The following is a 15,978-nucleotide window of genomic DNA, read 5'->3' on the forward strand; positions in this document are numbered from 1 at the left end:
GGCAACCTTGCCTGTCCTCTCACCCCTTTCAGTTTCGAAACTGGTTTCGACATTGTCACTCATCGTCACCTCGCAAATGCAAGGATCACCATCTACCAGATCGCCAAATCATGAAAATGTGGGGGATTTTTACCGCTTACACTCTATCCCCTGTCGGACGGCGCAGCCTCCATCGCGGCGCGCCTGCTCAACCGTCCGCCTTCGTCAGGCGGCAATGGCGGCGACTATTATTCCGCTACCTTGGGCATGAAGAACCTGATTGGATAAGTCTGGATAATATGAAGGCTTTTCCCCTGCGCTGTCTCCAGCTTAGCTGGCGGCTCGGCGATGGTTCGAAGCAGGCCAGTTTGGCGCGTTCAGAACAGAAAGTCCCCAAGAATAGATATACAGAGGTTGAATGGCGACAAAGGTCGATAGCCCCAATGACCTGCCGCAGTTGTAAAATCTGTTAGTACAGCCGAAATTCAATTGAGCGTGAGAATGGTACAGGCAACAATGCTATTGGAGGGCTTCATCCTCATTGAACCGCCCTATCGGCCATTTCGGATATGAAAGCGTTTCCTATCGACCAAGGTCGAGAGTAATGAGGCATCATGAGATGGCAGGGCAAAAAGGCTGAGAAGATTCATAGTGCTTCAGAGCAGGCAACGGAGGATCCGGAAATATTGCGCTTGGAAGCACAGTTCGATCAGCATGTTGCCGACATAGCCAAAATCCTCAACCGGTGCCTGGGTTTCCTAGATGAATTGGGCCTGTCGCAAGCTGGAGCGCATCTGGGCGCGGCCATCAATACGCTGCCTGGACAAGCCGCTGTGCTACCTATCGAACTGTTCGATCTGATTGCCGACTTACCAGCCGTACCGCCGCCTCCTCGCGTCATCAACGGAAGATGCGCCCTGCCCAAACGACCCGACCGATAATAGCGACAAGGGCAGGGTCCACATTGGACCAACTTGGATAAAGAATATTGTCGCTCACTATGCTGAACTCGTCTCGCCGCGGCCCCATCGCAATACGTTTCACCAGCAGCACATCATCCAGACGTAGCACATAGATGCCGTCCCGCAACCGGCTCATATTGTCACTGTGATCAACCATGATCTCATCGCCATGGTTTAGGGTAGGAGTCATGGATTCTCCATCGACCCGGATAATCGAGACATGGGGCGGTCGAACGCCGATCTCCTGCAGCCACCGGCAGTCGATCGCGACGCTCTCCATCGAGCGCTCCTCAATATCGAGCGTGCCTCCTCCAGCAGAGGCTCCCAGAGACAGCCTTGGCACCGGCATGGATCTTGCGCGCGTGAGGGGCTGGGGGGGCTCGGTTTCGCGCAACGGAAAACCGCTGAGCAGATGCTCTGATATGCCAAGGAACCGCGCAATGATGCGGCGATCCTGCTCCTCTAATCGGCGGGGCGTGCCGCGCTTGATGAACTGCTGAATATAGGCGGGATTTCTGCCGATCAGACGCGATATGTCGGCATAGCTACTTTTGCGTTCGGCGATCCTCTCATCCAAAAATGCACGTACATGTTCCATCTTCATATCTTGCTAGCTACGTTCCAAACTTGTCTTACATTAATTTAAAATCTCATTTTCGCAAATTTCTGGCGGCGTTCTTTTCTCGGCCCGTCGCATTGCAAGCACATGTTTCAAGCGGGCCGGAATCCGTGATTCTACGCACGATATTCATGGAGGGCGGGCAATCCGTCGATAAGGCCTACATATATCCCATCTCCCGGAAGCTGAACGATCCCTTGTGCGTGACGATGACGTGATCGTACACCCTGATCTGCAGCTCTCTGCATATTTTGACTAACCTTCTAGTGAATTCAACGTCCTGCCGGCTTGGCTCGGCGATGCCGGATGGATGATTATGGGCAATGAGAAGCCTTGGCGAACCGCAGGCAAATGCATGCCGAACAAGTTCCTCAATAGGTATTTCCACCTCCGTAGGTGTGCCAAGCCAAACGCGCTCGTCTGCTATCATATCGCCGGCATCATTGAAGAACAGCACACGAACTTGCTCCTCGCGCAGCGACGCCATGCAAGCTTCGAGATAGGAGATCAGGGTCGGGCTTTGGCAGTCAGCTTCCCAGATGAGCGTAGATATCGGACGTCCAACACGATCCCGCGCACCATGAAAAGTTGCATGGGAATGGCCCATAGGCTTCTCAGTCCATGGTAAATCTTGGGATCGACGCCGATCTGCGCAATTGACCCCAGATGAACCGCAACGGCCGCGAGTGCACAACCACTTGTCCAGAGGGGCCAATGCCGGTCGCCCCGGAGGGCAAGAATGGCGAAGCTCACAAGACATGTCGCGTCCACCGCCAACACCGGATAGAGTGTATGGCTCCAGCTTTGATCGAGGATCGACGTGTAGAATCCCGCGATTGTCTTGAACACGATCAATCCCGCGCCTGCGCGTCCCATTGGACCGCCAGCGCCTGCGGCGTATAGGCAGCAGCATAGCGTCATTATCCAATATAAGATCAAAAGCATGAACGTTGGCCGCCTTCGATGGTCAAGAAGACGGCCAAAGCACTGAAGCCCGGTTTAGGCAACCAGTTGCAGCGTCGATTCCTGATCGATCCAGGGGCAAAGAGGGCCCGGGTCACAGCCGATCTCGACAGTGCGAAGGTTCGAATCCTTCTTCATGTCGATCAGCATTTTGTGGGCGTTAACAAAGTTACGTCGTCCCTCGACGAACGTCTTGAAGCCATCGGCCAGTTCCTCAAGCGCCGGTTGGCTCGCCGCGTCGCTCAGCCTCGCGTCGGAAAAGGCTTCGATCACGTCTGTCGTCAGCATGGAGAATTTCTTGAGGGCGCCGTCGATCAGAAGTTGGGTCCGGCCAAGATCCGTAACGATCTTGCGGGCCTGCTGCGGATTGAAATCGGTCATGAGGTCTCCTTCGCACAACCGCTTAGGGGCGTGCGTTTGTAAGATCGGGTGGTGGGGAAGCGGAGAGCTACTTCGACAGGGCGTCGAGCGCCGCCGCAAAGAGGATGATCACCGCCAGAATGATGATCGTGAGAAACAGTGCGATCTTGCCGATCGCGATGAGGCGTTGAACGCGTGTCAGGTCATTGGGGAGGCCTCCGACAGGGGGAAGGCCGAGCGGCTTGGGTGGTGCCTGTCGCTGCTCGACCGGTTCCTCGAAAATGCCCGTGTCCTCATGGATTTCAACGCCGATCGTCTTTAATTCAAATTGCTTGAACGGAACGGCACGATCGATTTCAGCGAAAATGCGGGCCGCATCGCGCCGATTCTCCGCTCTCAGAATCACCCGTGCGCGATGAAGATATTGATCGACGGTTTGATGGGTCAGGCCTACCAGCGGAGCGATCTCCTTCGAACTTCGCCCTTCCGCCGCCAGGCGAAGACACCGTTTTTGCACGTCGGATAATTTGGCGATCCGGTCGTCCAACATGCGCTTCCCCACAATCTCCCTCATTAACCATGTTAAGTGGCGGAAATTTCCTAGGCTGTGTAGAGGAAAATCGCGGAAAAAAATGAGACGGAACAATCTTGTGCACGGGCGCGGGCGGATCGTGGGCGTCTGAGTCGCACAGGTGATGGCGAGCGCCAAGGCGCTTTAAACCTCTTTACACTTTCGGCCGATCATATGCGGCCTTCCAAGGAGACCCCCAGTATGCGCGGTGCGTTCAGCGTGCCGCATCTGCGCCCGCCGATGTCCACAAAAAACTGGTTGGTTTTTTGCACGTTGAAGACATTGGCTGCGGTCAGGAATGCGCCCAGATGCCTTCCCTGCCATCCGAGCTTTGCGTTGACGATGGTTCGAGCAGGGATGTCCCGAACGCGCTGATCCATGACATTCTGATAATAGGCGCTGCGATGGTTGACGTTTAGGTTGGCAAGCAATCCCTTCGGATGGGAGAAGGTTGCGCTGCCCGAAAGCGTCCAGCGGGGCGCGCGCGGGAACGCCTTTCCCTGCGCGCTATCGAGAGCCGTGCCCTCGGCCAAGGAGAAATTCTTGAACCTGGCGTTGCCAAATCCGAGGCCTGCGAACAGGGCAAGCGTTCGCGTCAAAGCGGCACGGGATTCTATCTCCAAACCATGGAGCCGGGATTTTCCTGCATTGATGACCTTGGTGTCGTAAAGCGCTCCGGGGGTCAGTTGGATCGAAAGCTGCTGATCCCTCCAATCGGTCCTGTAGAGATTGGCGTTGAGGGAGAGCCGTTGCCCAAACCATGATGAGCGCACAGCCCATTCATAGGTCGTGCTGTGCTCCGGCTCGAAATCATAGCTTTCCGCTCGCTGCTCGTTGAAACCGGAACCTCCGGCCCGGTAGCCGCGCTGCGCCGTCAGGCTCAACGCCACGTTCGAGGCCAGAGCATAGCTGAGGCCCAGCTTGGGAAGCCAGGCATGATAGCGCACTTGGCGGAGCGGCTCTGCGCTGTTGGCGCCTTGAACGAGACCAAGGAGCAGGCCATTCAACCGGCCGACTATCGGACCAAGGGCAGGAACCGCGAGTTTTCCAGGATCGGGCAAAGGTCGGTCGAGCGTAATGCGTTGCGTCGCGCTCTGCGTTTGGGTCTCCGCGTCATAGCGCAGGCCTACGCGTAGATGCAGGCGGTGCCCAAGCGGAAAGGTCAGGTCTGCGAACCCGGCATAGTTGTTCGTCATTCTTGGATTTGTGAGGTCATTGCTGATGGGAAGGACGCCGCCATAGAGATTGAGGACGGCTTCCACCATCGCGGGCGACAGGCCGGCGGCCTGCAACTGGCGCCCGATCCCAAGATTTGCCAGGCTGAGGCTCTGCAAGGCGCTATAGGAATAGGCACGCCGTTCGTGCAGATAATAGGCGCCGACCAGCCCATCGACCCAATTTCTGCGAAAGTTGAAACGAACCTCCTGCTGGAGAGTCCTTGTAAGGTCATCCATGCGGCTAAGTTGGCCGGGGATGGCAGAGCGGTTCGCGTCCGAGAGCGAGCGGAAGCGAATGCGGCTGTAGCTGGTCACGGATTTGAAGACAGACCTGGGATCGATCTCATATTCCGCCGAAAATGTGCCGATCGCGCTGGTGACGCGCTTCTTGTCCTGGATATCGGAGGTCACGATCCGCGCACGCGGATCAAAGGGCGGATCAAGCTCTGCATAGAATGTACCCCGTTGATGCCGGTCAAACAGAAGGGTGCCGAGCAGGCGCAGATCCGGCAGGGCACGCGGCTCAAGCAACAGCTTTCCCCGCAATGTGTTCGAACGCTGTGGGTCTCCGTCGCCGCTGGTCGTCACATTGTGGATCAGGCCTGCCGCTCTGGAGGCTTCCGCCGCCAACCTGAAGGCAATCTGATCCTTTGCGATAGGACCACCGATCGCGACCCCCGCACGCCTTTGACCATCCTCGTCCGTCAGCAGCAGCCGCGCTCTGCCGGTCCAGTCGAAGCCAGGATCAGCCGTATTGATGATGACCGCTCCAGCCAGCGCATTGCGCCCCTGAACGGTCGATTGCGGGCCGCGCCATATCTCGACCTGCGCGACGTCGAAGAGATCGAGGGGGCCTGAAGCCAGCGCAAGGCGGGGAATAGGCGCGCCGTCCACATAGATGCTCGCCAGAGCACCCTCGCCACCTCCCGACACGTTGAAGGCATCGATGCCTCTGATCGAGAAGGTCGTCCGGTTACCATCCGCGACCACATTGGCGGTTCGGTCAAGGACATCATAGGCCGAGATAAGGCCTTGCTCTTCGATGGAGCGGCTTGTCGTCACTGCCACGCTTGCCGGAGTGTTATGCAATGAGCGGCGGAACTTCTCGCCCGTCACGATCAATCCAGAGTCCGCCGATTTGGCCTGAACATGTGACGGCGAAGCCTCATCATGCGGCTCACGTGCGGAGGCGGCAGACATCGCGCCAGCCAGCCCCACGGCCGACGCAACAAGACAGATTTTCATGATCCCCCCGGAACATGTGGCAGTCAAACCATCTGACGGTGATCGCACGATAATGAAAGGCTATATGCAAAGGGTCATAGTTATTTCCCAATCCGGCTTTCCGTGTCGTCAATGCCGAAGAAGACCGACAGGGGGCTGCCGAGGTGGTGCGCGGCGCTGCTCGGCCCAGCCTTTTCAGGCATCATCGTGATTGCGGACATCTTCGCCGGTGCGTAGGGAGCTTCCAGAAAGGCATTTCATGCAGACGAATTACAGGCTGGGCCGGGCCTCCTACGCGATTATTACCGCCATTGCCGCGCTGGTTGCGGCGACGGGCGGCGATGAAGGCTATGGTTGGCCGTTCATCCTTGGACATTTTCTCGTCGCCTGGATTGTGATCGCCGCCTTCGCGCATCTGGGCAAGATTCTATATCGTCGCCCCTGATTGCGAAGGTAGCCCATCGCGTCGAGTTGCTGGCAGAGCAATATTTCCTTTCCTATTTGATCTTGTTTTGTTCTCATTCGCGCCATGAAACGAGATCCTGAACTGATTCGCGATCTGATGTTGGCCATGGAAGGTGCCAAGAGCGCTGAGTTGCTGAAGGTGCCGAGGCTCGTTGGGCGTGATCGGCTTCAGGTGGAACATCATTTCCGCCTGCTGACCGAGGCTGGGCTGGTGACGGCGGGGTACGTCTCCCCTGACGGGCGCCGCTGGATCGCGATACGCCTGACGTGGCGCGGACATGAATATCTGGACCAAATTCGTGACCCCCAGGTCTGGCGCCTCACAAAGGCAGCGATGCGCAAAACCGGAAGCTGGTCGCTGGAAACGATGGCGGCTATCGCAAAGTCACTCATCGTTGCGAGACTGGGATTCTTGGGCGTCGATGTGGGAATTTGATCAGGGAAGCTTCCCGCTCAGTGCAAACATGCTGGTCGGAGAAGCTGTGCGGAAGCGCCAGCGCCGATGCCCTGTCGGAGTCCATGGGGTGGGTGATCTGCCGACCATATGGTGAAGCAACAGCGCCGCGGCCAGTCCGCATGGCCCGCAGCCCGCGACGCAATATCCAGCCCCCGCATAGGGGCTGTCTAGCTGAGGATACTGTCCTATCCAATAGGATGGCCGCAAGCTTTTAAAGTCGGCATCCTAACCCGATGCGGCACTGAAGTGTGTCATGAATGAAGTCTGCTTGTGGAGACGTCGTGCGGGGCCGCAAATGGCGACAAAGGGTCGCACTCATCCTGTCGACTAACAAACAGGACGAATGTCATCTGCTATCACCAAGGTGCCTGAAACCAGGCGAGCGCCTTCTCCTGCTTGCGCTGGGCCACTTTAAATCCCTCCAGCGCTATGGGCGCCGCCTCTTCGGCGGCGTCGAGATATTTCGCCCACCATGCCATCATCTTGCGCCGATGCGATAGATAACGCGCCGCATTATAGACGCCCCTGACGCCGCGCGGCATGTGCGCCAACTGCATTTCGATCCAGTCGGGCATGAAATGCCCCGACTCATTGAGCACGGTGCTGGCCAATGATCGAAATCCATGGACCGTTGCCTTGCCGCGCAGGCCCATGCGATACATGACATCGAGCATCCGGTTTTCGCTGATCGTGTCCGAGCGGGAGCCCGCGACCGGGAAGAGATATTTGCCCAGCCGCTCATTGCCTGCTTTGCCATAGGGGTTGATGTCCCTGATCCTGCGCAGCAGATCGACTGCCTGGGGCGGCAGCGGCACCAAATGCTCGGAACGCATCTTCATGCGCTCTGGCGGGATTCGCCAGAGCGGCTCGTCACTCCCCAGCCCTTCAAACTCGTTCCACTGGGCAAAGCGCGTCTCCTGGGTGCGCACCATGGTGAGGATCGTCCATCGCAGCGCGAGGTGGCTGAGTTCCGATCCCGCGTCTGCATTGAGGCGGGCATAGAATTCGGGGAGATCCTTGATTTCGATCTTGGCCCGGTGCCGGACCGGTGACGGCTTGATCATCGCAGCCGACAGGTCGCGACATGGGTCGGTCTCGCACCGCCCATCCGGAATGCCGTAACGGAAAATTTCGCTGCAATGATTCTTGATGCGGTGCGCCATCTCATAGGAGCCCCGCGCCTCGATGACCCGCAAGGCTTCGAGCATCGTCCGCGGCAGGATGGAGCGGATCGGCTTGTCGCCGATGACGGGGAGGATATCATTGTTCAACCTGCCCTCGATGAGCCGGGCATAGCGCGGCGACCAGGCCGGGCGCCGGGCCTCGATCCATTCGCGCGCGAGCATCTCGAAGGTGACCTTGTCGGCGACGGCCTGGAACTTGGCCTCCTTCTTGTGCGCGATGGGATCGGTGCCCGCGGCCAGCAGATTTTTCATCTCCTCGCGCCAGACCCGTGCGCGATTCAGGCTGACGGCGGGATATTCGCCGCCGTCGATGGTCTTCTGCTTGCCGTCGAAGCGATAGGCGAGAAGCCAGCGCTTGCGCCCAAAGGGCACAACGAAGATATGAAGGCCGCCACCGTCGGATTTCTTGATCGGCTTATCCAGGGCAACGAGGGTGTTGAGCAATTGATCGGTCAGCATGAACGGCACTCCGGCTCAGCTGTTCCGGGCTCGATCCTGCGCGACCGCTTTTTCCGTCTTCGATTCCTGTTTTTACCAACAGGCTGACCAACATATCGCATGAGACTGCCCGATCGGAATGGCTCCTGTGTGGGACAGAATATACGAAACAAGCCTCTGAAAACAGGCCATTTTTTTGGAACCCCGCGAGACCTTGTTGGTCATAATGGGCCAAAATAGTGGCTGGGGCGGCAGGATTCGAACCTGCGCATGGCGGTACCAAAAGCAGTTGTGAATCCATGTTTTCTGCGGCTCTCGCTGCGGAACAGGCCAAATTCCCACGACGGATTCACAAGCTGTTTAGAGGGCTTTGCGGAATGGCGCCACATTCTGTTTTCGGATCGAACGGATAGTTTCGGCGGATCGCTACTTTCCAAAATCGCTGGTCTTTGCCGCGCTGCCGCGACTAATGTGGGCGAACCCGCCGTCGCCTTTTCGCGGGCATCCACCGTTGAGCTTTCTACGGCGGGTTACGGCGGGTTGCATTTCGACCCCTCCGTAAACCCGCCGTGGCAACCCACCGTGGGCAACCATCCGGGTGGCGACGCGGCAGCGCCTACCTGCCTCAGCCACTCGATACGGCGGGTTGAAGTCCGGATTACGGCGGGTTTGAAACGCAACCCGCCGTAAGTGAACCCACGGTTTTATGCGGGTTACGGACAGTTACGGCGGGTACGGCGGGTTTACTTCAATTCAGTGAGTATGTGCGGGCAGGCGCCGGTGTGCGCGTAGCTCAACATCTAACTCTCCAACTCTCCGTTGTGATAAAACTAAGTCGATAAAGGTTACAGATGATGGCAAAGGCGCCACCCTCTCGATCAGCCAATCTTGATCTCCTCGAAATGAGCTTTGGTGAGTTTTATAGCCAAACGCTGGTTGCCGATATCGGCTCTCGCTTGCGGCCAAGGGAAATCCGCGACGCCTATCTATCTTGGGCACTTTCATCGGGTGGCTCCTACCTGTCATATCGCGCGCTGGTGTCTCTCATGGATAAGCGTGGCCATCATCGTATCTTCAACGATGGTGCCCAATACCTGAACGTCGCCTTCCAGCATCCCGGCTCCAGTCCATCGACGGAGGCAGCAAAGCTACTTTTGACCGCTGGCGCGGCAATTCGGGAGAGGGACGCGCTCTACAAGGCCCAGTTGTCAGCCATCGCCCGCAAGCTGGGCCATCTGATTGATGAGCTTGCCGCCATACAGCAGGCCATCGGGGGCGGGCAGCGTGGCTGACCGGACGGCCCGCCCCCCTTTGGGTCCTTCCCGGCACCCGACCCTATACGGGGGCCGAAGGCGTATGATCTGCCAGTGCACCATATTTTTCAAAGACTTGTTGTTGTTGTTTCGGTTTCGGAGCGCGCGCTCCCCTTTCGGAAAGGAAAGTCATGACCACCTCTGCACCCGCTGATCGCGCCGAAGTTATTGGCAGCGCGCAACATCGCCATCTCACTATTCGCCTAGCGGCGAACGGCAAAGGTGTGTTACAGGCAACCTTGTCGAGCGAATTGCCTTACAATCGCGACGGCATGGATGAGATATTGGTCCACACGCAGGACGCGGTGAACCTTGAACGCGCGGCAATGGGCTTGCCGCTTCTCATTGACCACGATCTGGGTCGGCAACTCGGTCGCGTGGAAAATATCCGCCTACAAGGCCGAAAGCTGGTCGGTGACATACGTTTGTCCGACCGCGACGAAGTTGCCGGAATCGTGGCCGATATCCGCAGCGGAATCCGTCCTGATATCTCCATCAGCTATGAGGTCCACGCGATCAAAGTGGCCGATGATGCGGAGTCCTATCAGGTGACGCGCTGGACGCCTTTCGAAGTTTCCTCAGTCAGTTGCCCCGCCGATTTCAGCGTCGGTATCGGGCGCAGCTTTTCCAAAAGTTCGAGAAAGGTTCTCACCATGAATGCTATCACCACGCCCGATCTTTCCACCAGCCAAATCCAGGCGGAACGTGAGCGCGCCGCAAACATCACGGCAATGGGCCGTCGCCTGAATGTCGAAGAACTCGCCCAGCGGGCAGTGAATGAAGGCTGGTCCATCGAAAAATTCGTCAGCTCATATGAGCAGGCAGCCCCGGCAGCGCGTTCCTTGCGGACGGCAGAAGCGCCCGCGATTGATAGCCACCTTCAACGCGAGATCAATCAATACTCGCTCGTCCGCGCGGTTGCCTGCCAAATCAATAATCGTTTTGATGGGCGAGAGGCGGAGGTGAACGCGGAACTGTCGCGCCATTATGGCGCTACTCCGCGGGGCTTCTTTGCCCCTCTCGCTGCCCTCCAGTCGCGGGCGCAGCAGGTTGGAACGCCGAACATCGGCGGAAACTTGGTAGGCACGGATCACCTTGCCGACGAGTTCTATATGCCGTTTCGCAACTCTGCGGCGGTCATGGGCTTGGGAGCGACCGTCATCACCGACTTGCACGGTAACGTCGAAATTCCACGCCAAGAATCCTCAATGACGGGTCAGTGGATTTCCGAAGATCAGGCTCCCGACGAAACTACCCTCAATTTTGGCAAATTGGGCATGACGCCGAAAACGGTCGCTGGCTACATGAGCTGGTCGCGTCAAGCGGCTTTGCAAGCACTCCCTTCGATGGAGAATATTCTTCGTAATGAGTTGAGCGAGCAGCTTGGCCTTGGATTGGACCTCGCCGCCGTCAAAGGTGTAGGCAGTGCCGTCGAACCGCGGGGTATCCTCAACACCAGCGGCATTGGGTCTGTGCAAGGGGGCACAAACGGCTCTGCCCCGACCTGGGACCATATTGTTGACTTGGAGTCGGCGGTGGCCAATCAGAATGCGACCGGAGATAATATGGGCTACCTCACGAACACGAAGGTTCGGGGCAAGCTGAAAAAAACACAGACCTTTTCCGGCACCAATGGCGATCCGGTATGGGGTCGCGATGGCCGGCTGAATGGATACAGCGCCGCTGTTTCTAACCAGGTGCCCGCCAATCTAACGAAGGGTACCGCTGCAGGCACCTGCTCTGCTATCATTTTCGGCAATTGGCGGGATTTGATTATCGGCCTGTGGAGCTATGTCGATATCATCGTGGACCCCTTCACCTACAGCACGCAAGGCAAGGTGCGGATCAGCGGCTTCCTGTCGGCCGACATAGCGGTCAAACGCCCCACCTCGTTCGCCGTAATGGCGGATGCGCTGACCTCGTGACGAACTTCGGGGAAGCGAAACCGCTTCCCCGATCCTCTTATGGTGGAATGAGCCATGGTTGATATCATCGCCCGTCTCAAAATCAGGGCAGAAGAGTTTTCACGCGGGAGCCGCGTCGCGTTTGGCGGCTTTGAGCGCGATGCGGGCGAGGCCGGGGATCGCGCTGGCTCCGCGTTCAGCAAGCGGTTCTCCGTTGGAATGGGTTCCCTGCTCACAGGTGCGGGCGTGGCGACGATGTTCGCCATCGGCAAGCAGGCGATGGATCAGGTTTCCGATCTCAAAAAGCAAAGCCAGCAGTTGGCCGTGTCTACCGATGCCTTGCAGGAATATCGTTATGCCGCTTCTCAGGTCGGCGTCACCCAGGACGATCTAAGCGACAGCTTTGCCGATTTGATGAGCAAGATCGGGGATGCGCGGTCGGGCGGCAAGGCGGCCGGGGAGGCATTCCGCGATCTGGGAATTGATGTGACCAGTGCATCCGGGGCCGCGAAAGACACGTCCGATGTCATGGGTGAACTGGTCGGTAGGCTCCAGAGCATTTCCGACCCGATTGAGCAAGCCCGTCTGAAGGCAGAGCTGTTTGGTGATGGCTGGCGGCAGATTGATCCTTTGTTGTCGTCGGGGGCATCGCGCATCCATGAGTTGAGAGAGGCGGCGCACCGGCTTGGTATGGTGCTCGGTGAGGATCAAATTCAAAACGCAGATGAAACCGCGCGGAAGCTGGAGGACGTCAAGCGGGTTCTGGAAGCCAATATCGCGTCCATCGTTACCCGGAACAGTGACGCCATAATAGGTCTGGCCAATGCGATGGGTTGGGCTGCGGACAAGGCGAACCTGTTCTTCAAGACGATGCAGGGCCATGACCGCATCCAGCGCGATGAGGGCGGGCTGGCCGCGTTCTTTGCCAGCCCCGCCAAGCAGGCTGTAGCATCCGACCCGGTAAAATATCTGCAAATGCGCAACGGTGCCGTGGAACGGGCGGCCGCCAATGTTAATCGTCTTCGCGCGGAAGGGGCCAGCAAGCTAAGGATGGACTTCGCTTTGCGCCAGATGCAGGATGCCCTTCGGTTGCAGCAACCCGCCTTGCAGGAGGTGCGCTGGTCCAAGGTGAAGCCCGATTATTCCGGCGTCACCACCTATCGGCCTACCACTCCCGCTCCGCAAAAGTCCACCCAACCCGGAAGGGGAGCCAAGAGCGGTGGTGGCGGTTCCTCATCCGGCCCCATTGATGCCGAACGGCAGACTGAAAAGCAGGATGAAGCCGAAAAGCGTCTGCGCGACAGTCTGAACGAAACGATCCAGCAGCAGCGCGATAGTCAACGCCTTACCGAAATGCGCACTCAGGGGTTGACCCGTGAAGCCGACGTTCAGGAAGTGCTGCTAGACCTAGCCCGCCAGTTTCCGGGTCTGGAAGGCACCAGCACGGAAGAGGCGGCCAAGCAACTCGGCATTCGCAAGGAACAGGTTGAACCCCTGCGCCAGATTTATGAATTGCTGAAACAAATCAAAACAACCGAAACCAATAAGAAATATGACGATCAAGCCGAAAAAGACCGAATCGAACGTGCAAAGGCAGCGCAGGCCGAAATAAATAAGCTCCAGCAGGAAGCTGCGGAACAGCAGCGCCGGTCCATGGAGGATTTATCCCGCTATTATTATGACCTGTTCTCCGGCAACGCGGGGAATATTTGGCAGGACTTCAAGCGCGAAGGCACTGAGGTCATCAGCATGCTGGCGGCGCAATGGACCGTCGCCATGCTGACCGGGCAGAAGTTCGATGCGTCGTCCGCCTTGGGTGGCATGTCGGGGTTGGGTGGTTATGGCGGGCCTGCCACGACGCTCATGACCGCTCTCTTTAGCGGACGCGGGAACAGCCTCGCCAATGCCGTCGCTGCGGAGGGTGGCAGCACCGAACAGATTCAAGCTGCGGTGCAGATGAGTAAGAGCCTCGGCACCACCAGTCAGCAGCTCGGTTCACTCAACAAATATCTTGCGGGCATTGGCGCGGGTCAGGCGGTTTCCGGGCTGGCGGGTGCCATTGGTGTGCGGCAGTCCAGCACGGCGGCGCTCGCGGGCAGCGTGATCGGCACGGCTATAGGCGGCCCACTGGGCGGCGCCATCGGCGGCCTCATCACCGGCACCATCGGTGGCCTGTTCAAAAAGACCAAGAAGGGCAGCGTTTCGCTGAACATCGAAGATGGTCAGGCGGCGGTGGGCGATGCGTATGGTAACTCTGCCAGCTATCGCCGCAACGCCATCGCCCTGGGCGGCGGCGTAGCTGACCAGCTCAATTCCATCGCGGATGCACTGGGCGTCGACCTGACCGGCAATGCGTCGGTTTCCATCGGGCAGCGCAAAGCTAAGTTCGTGGTCGACACCACAGGCCATCGCCGCACCAAGGGATCCGGCACCAAGTCCTACGACACCGAAGAAGAGGCGATTGAGGCGGCAGTGCGCGACGCACTGCAAGATGGGGTGCTGGGGCCAGTATCGGAAGCCTCAAAACGCCTCCTGCTTTCCGGGCAGGATTTGGATAAGGCGCTGCAAAAGGCTGTCGCTATCGAATCGATCCCGAAGGCGCTGGAAGCTCGCCTCGACCCGGTGGGCTATGCCATTGACCAGCTCAACGAGAAGTGGGCGGACACCATCAAGGCGCTGCAAGAGGGCGGCGCCACGGTGGAACAGATGACAGAGGCCCAGCAGCTCTATGCCCTGGAGCTGGACGACGTGAAAAACAACACCGTCGGCGCGGCGCAAAGCCTCAAGGATTTCCTGAGCGCCATGAACGCGGGATCGGCTTCGCCGCTCTCGCTGCGGGAACAGGAAGAAACCGCCAAGGCTTCGCTGACCACCTATCTCGACAAGATCAATCGCGGCGATACCATCGATCAGGACGCCTATCAGGCCGCCGCGCAGACCTTCCTTGATATCGAGCGGCAAATGTACGGCTCAACGGCAAAATATTTCGAAGCGTTCGATGCGATACAGGCCGCGACCAGCACCGCTATTGCCTCCATCGACAATGCCACGCCGATCCGCACATCTGCCGACCCGTTTATTCAAGATACCGCCACCGCCTCAAAAGCGACGGCGTCCAGCGCATCGAACATCGAAACGCTGATGAGGCAATTGGTCGACCAAAACGCTAAACTGATGGCCGCACTTCAATCCAACAGCGATTTTGTCGGCGCCGCTCGCAATTTTTGAGAGAAGAACGGACAGTTACGGATAGTTGTAATGCCCTGACCGGCGAAAGGCCCAGCGATTTTAGCCTAGCTTGCCTTTCGCCAGCCAGTCAGAAAATTCGTCACCCTTGATTCCAAGGTCAATGAGGAAGCGGATCGCAGCCGGTCGCGTATACTTCTGCTCTTGGGCAGCAATCCATTGGTCCAGCGCTGCAAGCTGTTCAGGCTGGAGGCGCACAATTACCGGCGTTCCAACACCAGTGCGCGGACGCCCTCCAAGGTTTTTGATATCACGACTTGACCCACTCATGGGTTATTGATACCACAAACTCGAACCGGAGCAAGGCTGCAACCTCACTCCGGCTCTAACCGCAATCGTCTTAGTGGAGACGTTCATGGCTGCATATCCTGTACGGGCGGAATCCGTCCGCGCCAATCCTTCATCGCAACGCCGCGCCGTCCTAGCTGCCCTAGTCGCTGCCCCATTCGCCGGGTCTGCGTTGATCGCTCACGCCGAAAACGGCGTCTCAGTGACAGGAGAGACTGCGATGAACATGCACACTGCCATTCGTAAGCGTGAAAACGCCCATCTAAAGTGGGATCGCGCTCTCGCGCGCTATCGGGAGGCAAAGGAACTGAACGATACTTTTGTCGAGAAAATTTACGAACCTGCCCATGATGAGCTTTGGCGACGCGCACCGATGCCCGAAGACAGTTTCACAATTACCGCCAAAAGCGGAAGAAGTTGCACATATCGTTACAGTCATTCTGGAAATCAGCCTTGGCATGGCAACCCAACGCCAGCGATTAAAGAGGCCGGTGAAAAACTCGAAAAAGAATGGAAAGATTGGATTGCTCTCAACAAGAAAATAGCCAATGAACTGAACGTCTATGCTCTTGATGACGAATATGATCTTCTTGCAAGAGTTCAATATGAGTACGGAGAGATATTATTGTCTACTCCTGCGCCAAATGCTTCTGCATTGCTTATCAAACTTGATTTGCTTTGGGAGGTAGGTCGAGATGGCGACGTCCTGAGAGAGCACGTGCTGAGGGATTTGCGCGCGATTTCAGAAAACCAGCTTGACCTGATGTGAATACGTCAGCTATGGAGCT

The 15,978-nt window shown here is 57.7% G+C and carries 14 protein-coding genes; 7 read left to right on the plus strand and 7 right to left on the minus strand.

What is annotated here, in order from left to right; all coding sequences use genetic code 11:
- The first annotated feature begins 593 nt into the window (after positions 1–593).
- A complete protein-coding gene (locus BV95_RS23265; RefSeq protein ID WP_081873428.1) occupies positions 594–920 on the plus strand; it encodes a hypothetical protein in 327 nt (108 codons plus the stop codon).
- On the opposite strand, the gene BV95_RS17555 is transcribed toward BV95_RS23265, so the two are convergent.
- From BV95_RS17555 to BV95_RS17580, 5 genes are all read right to left on the minus strand, one after another.
- Complete coding sequence (locus BV95_RS17555) at positions 880–1,545, minus strand: S24 family peptidase (protein WP_156028704.1); 666 nt, start codon at positions 1,543–1,545, stop codon at positions 880–882. The two genes, BV95_RS23265 and BV95_RS17555, sit on opposite strands and share 41 nt — an antisense overlap.
- Before the next feature lie 175 nt (positions 1,546–1,720).
- The gene (locus tag BV95_RS24135; RefSeq protein WP_162179763.1) at positions 1,721–2,167 is read right to left on the minus strand and encodes a JAB domain-containing protein; all 447 of its coding nucleotides are present in this window, start codon (positions 2,165–2,167) and stop codon (positions 1,721–1,723) included.
- A gap of 392 nt (positions 2,168–2,559) precedes the next feature.
- Entirely contained in the window at positions 2,560–2,904 is a 345-nt protein-coding gene (locus BV95_RS17570; RefSeq protein WP_037455002.1) for a hypothetical protein, read from the minus strand.
- Positions 2,905–2,971: 67 nt separating this feature from the next.
- The gene (locus tag BV95_RS17575; protein ID WP_037455074.1) at positions 2,972–3,433 is read right to left on the minus strand and encodes a helix-turn-helix domain-containing protein; all 462 of its coding nucleotides are present in this window, start codon (positions 3,431–3,433) and stop codon (positions 2,972–2,974) included.
- A gap of 191 nt (positions 3,434–3,624) precedes the next feature.
- Positions 3,625–5,889, minus strand: coding sequence for a TonB-dependent receptor (locus BV95_RS17580; protein WP_234703231.1), 2,265 nt, complete (start codon positions 5,887–5,889; stop codon positions 3,625–3,627).
- A gap of 265 nt (positions 5,890–6,154) precedes the next feature.
- Here BV95_RS17580 and BV95_RS17585 point away from each other — a divergent pair, with 265 nt between their 5' ends.
- Positions 6,155–6,340 (plus strand): hypothetical protein, encoded by a 186-nt coding sequence (locus tag BV95_RS17585; RefSeq protein ID WP_037455007.1) that lies wholly within the window; start codon positions 6,155–6,157, stop codon positions 6,338–6,340.
- A gap of 84 nt (positions 6,341–6,424) precedes the next feature.
- Complete coding sequence (locus BV95_RS17590; protein WP_081873430.1) at positions 6,425–6,796, plus strand: DUF2513 domain-containing protein; 372 nt, start codon at positions 6,425–6,427, stop codon at positions 6,794–6,796.
- Positions 6,797–7,173: 377 nt separating this feature from the next.
- On the opposite strand, the gene BV95_RS17595 is transcribed toward BV95_RS17590, so the two are convergent.
- Positions 7,174–8,460 (minus strand): tyrosine-type recombinase/integrase, encoded by a 1,287-nt coding sequence (locus tag BV95_RS17595; protein ID WP_037455010.1) that lies wholly within the window; start codon positions 8,458–8,460, stop codon positions 7,174–7,176.
- Positions 8,461–9,290: 830 nt separating this feature from the next.
- Here BV95_RS17595 and BV95_RS17600 point away from each other — a divergent pair.
- The 3 genes from BV95_RS17600 to BV95_RS17610 all read left to right on the plus strand — a co-directional run bounded on the left by BV95_RS17600 (position 9,291) and on the right by BV95_RS17610 (position 14,884).
- Positions 9,291–9,731, plus strand: a complete 441-nt coding sequence (locus BV95_RS17600) for a hypothetical protein (RefSeq protein ID WP_037455012.1) — start codon at positions 9,291–9,293, stop codon at positions 9,729–9,731.
- 152 nt (positions 9,732–9,883) lie between these two features.
- Positions 9,884–11,677, plus strand: coding sequence for a phage major capsid protein (locus tag BV95_RS17605; RefSeq protein ID WP_081873431.1), 1,794 nt, complete (start codon positions 9,884–9,886; stop codon positions 11,675–11,677).
- Between the two features lie 54 nt (positions 11,678–11,731).
- Complete coding sequence (locus tag BV95_RS17610) at positions 11,732–14,884, plus strand: hypothetical protein (protein WP_037455018.1); 3,153 nt, start codon at positions 11,732–11,734, stop codon at positions 14,882–14,884.
- Positions 14,885–14,944: 60 nt separating this feature from the next.
- On the opposite strand, the gene BV95_RS23275 is transcribed toward BV95_RS17610, so the two are convergent.
- Positions 14,945–15,172 carry a hypothetical protein gene (locus BV95_RS23275; RefSeq protein WP_037455020.1) on the minus strand — a complete coding sequence of 76 codons (228 nt, stop codon included), beginning with the start codon at positions 15,170–15,172 and terminating at the stop codon, positions 14,945–14,947.
- Between the two features lie 85 nt (positions 15,173–15,257).
- Between BV95_RS23275 and BV95_RS23865 the strand changes: the two genes are divergently transcribed.
- Positions 15,258–15,959, plus strand: a complete 702-nt coding sequence (locus tag BV95_RS23865) for a hypothetical protein (protein ID WP_156028705.1) — start codon at positions 15,258–15,260, stop codon at positions 15,957–15,959.
- The last annotated feature ends 19 nt before the right edge of the window (positions 15,960–15,978 follow it).

Source organism: Sphingobium chlorophenolicum, assembly GCF_000722875.1.
GTDB lineage: Bacteria > Pseudomonadota > Alphaproteobacteria > Sphingomonadales > Sphingomonadaceae > Sphingobium > Sphingobium chlorophenolicum.

Coding starts and splice junctions, on each gene's coding strand:
- BV95_RS17605 (WP_081873431.1), top strand. CDS start 9,884: ATGACCACCTCTGCACCCGCTGATCGCGCCGAAGTTATTGGCAGCGCG.
- BV95_RS17595 (WP_037455010.1), bottom strand. CDS start 8,460: ATGCTGACCGATCAATTGCTCAACACCCTCGTTGCCCTGGATAAGCCG.
- BV95_RS17590 (WP_081873430.1), top strand. CDS start 6,425: ATGAAACGAGATCCTGAACTGATTCGCGATCTGATGTTGGCCATGGAA.
- BV95_RS17575 (WP_037455074.1), bottom strand. CDS start 3,433: ATGTTGGACGACCGGATCGCCAAATTATCCGACGTGCAAAAACGGTGT.
- BV95_RS17585 (WP_037455007.1), top strand. CDS start 6,155: ATGCAGACGAATTACAGGCTGGGCCGGGCCTCCTACGCGATTATTACC.
- BV95_RS17570 (WP_037455002.1), bottom strand. CDS start 2,904: ATGACCGATTTCAATCCGCAGCAGGCCCGCAAGATCGTTACGGATCTT.
- BV95_RS17610 (WP_037455018.1), top strand. CDS start 11,732: ATGGTTGATATCATCGCCCGTCTCAAAATCAGGGCAGAAGAGTTTTCA.
- BV95_RS17600 (WP_037455012.1), top strand. CDS start 9,291: ATGATGGCAAAGGCGCCACCCTCTCGATCAGCCAATCTTGATCTCCTC.
- BV95_RS24135 (WP_162179763.1), bottom strand. CDS start 2,167: ATGGGCCATTCCCATGCAACTTTTCATGGTGCGCGGGATCGTGTTGGA.
- BV95_RS17555 (WP_156028704.1), bottom strand. CDS start 1,545: ATGAAGATGGAACATGTACGTGCATTTTTGGATGAGAGGATCGCCGAA.
- BV95_RS23265 (WP_081873428.1), top strand. CDS start 594: ATGAGATGGCAGGGCAAAAAGGCTGAGAAGATTCATAGTGCTTCAGAG.
- BV95_RS23865 (WP_156028705.1), top strand. CDS start 15,258: ATGGCTGCATATCCTGTACGGGCGGAATCCGTCCGCGCCAATCCTTCA.
- BV95_RS23275 (WP_037455020.1), bottom strand. CDS start 15,172: ATGAGTGGGTCAAGTCGTGATATCAAAAACCTTGGAGGGCGTCCGCGC.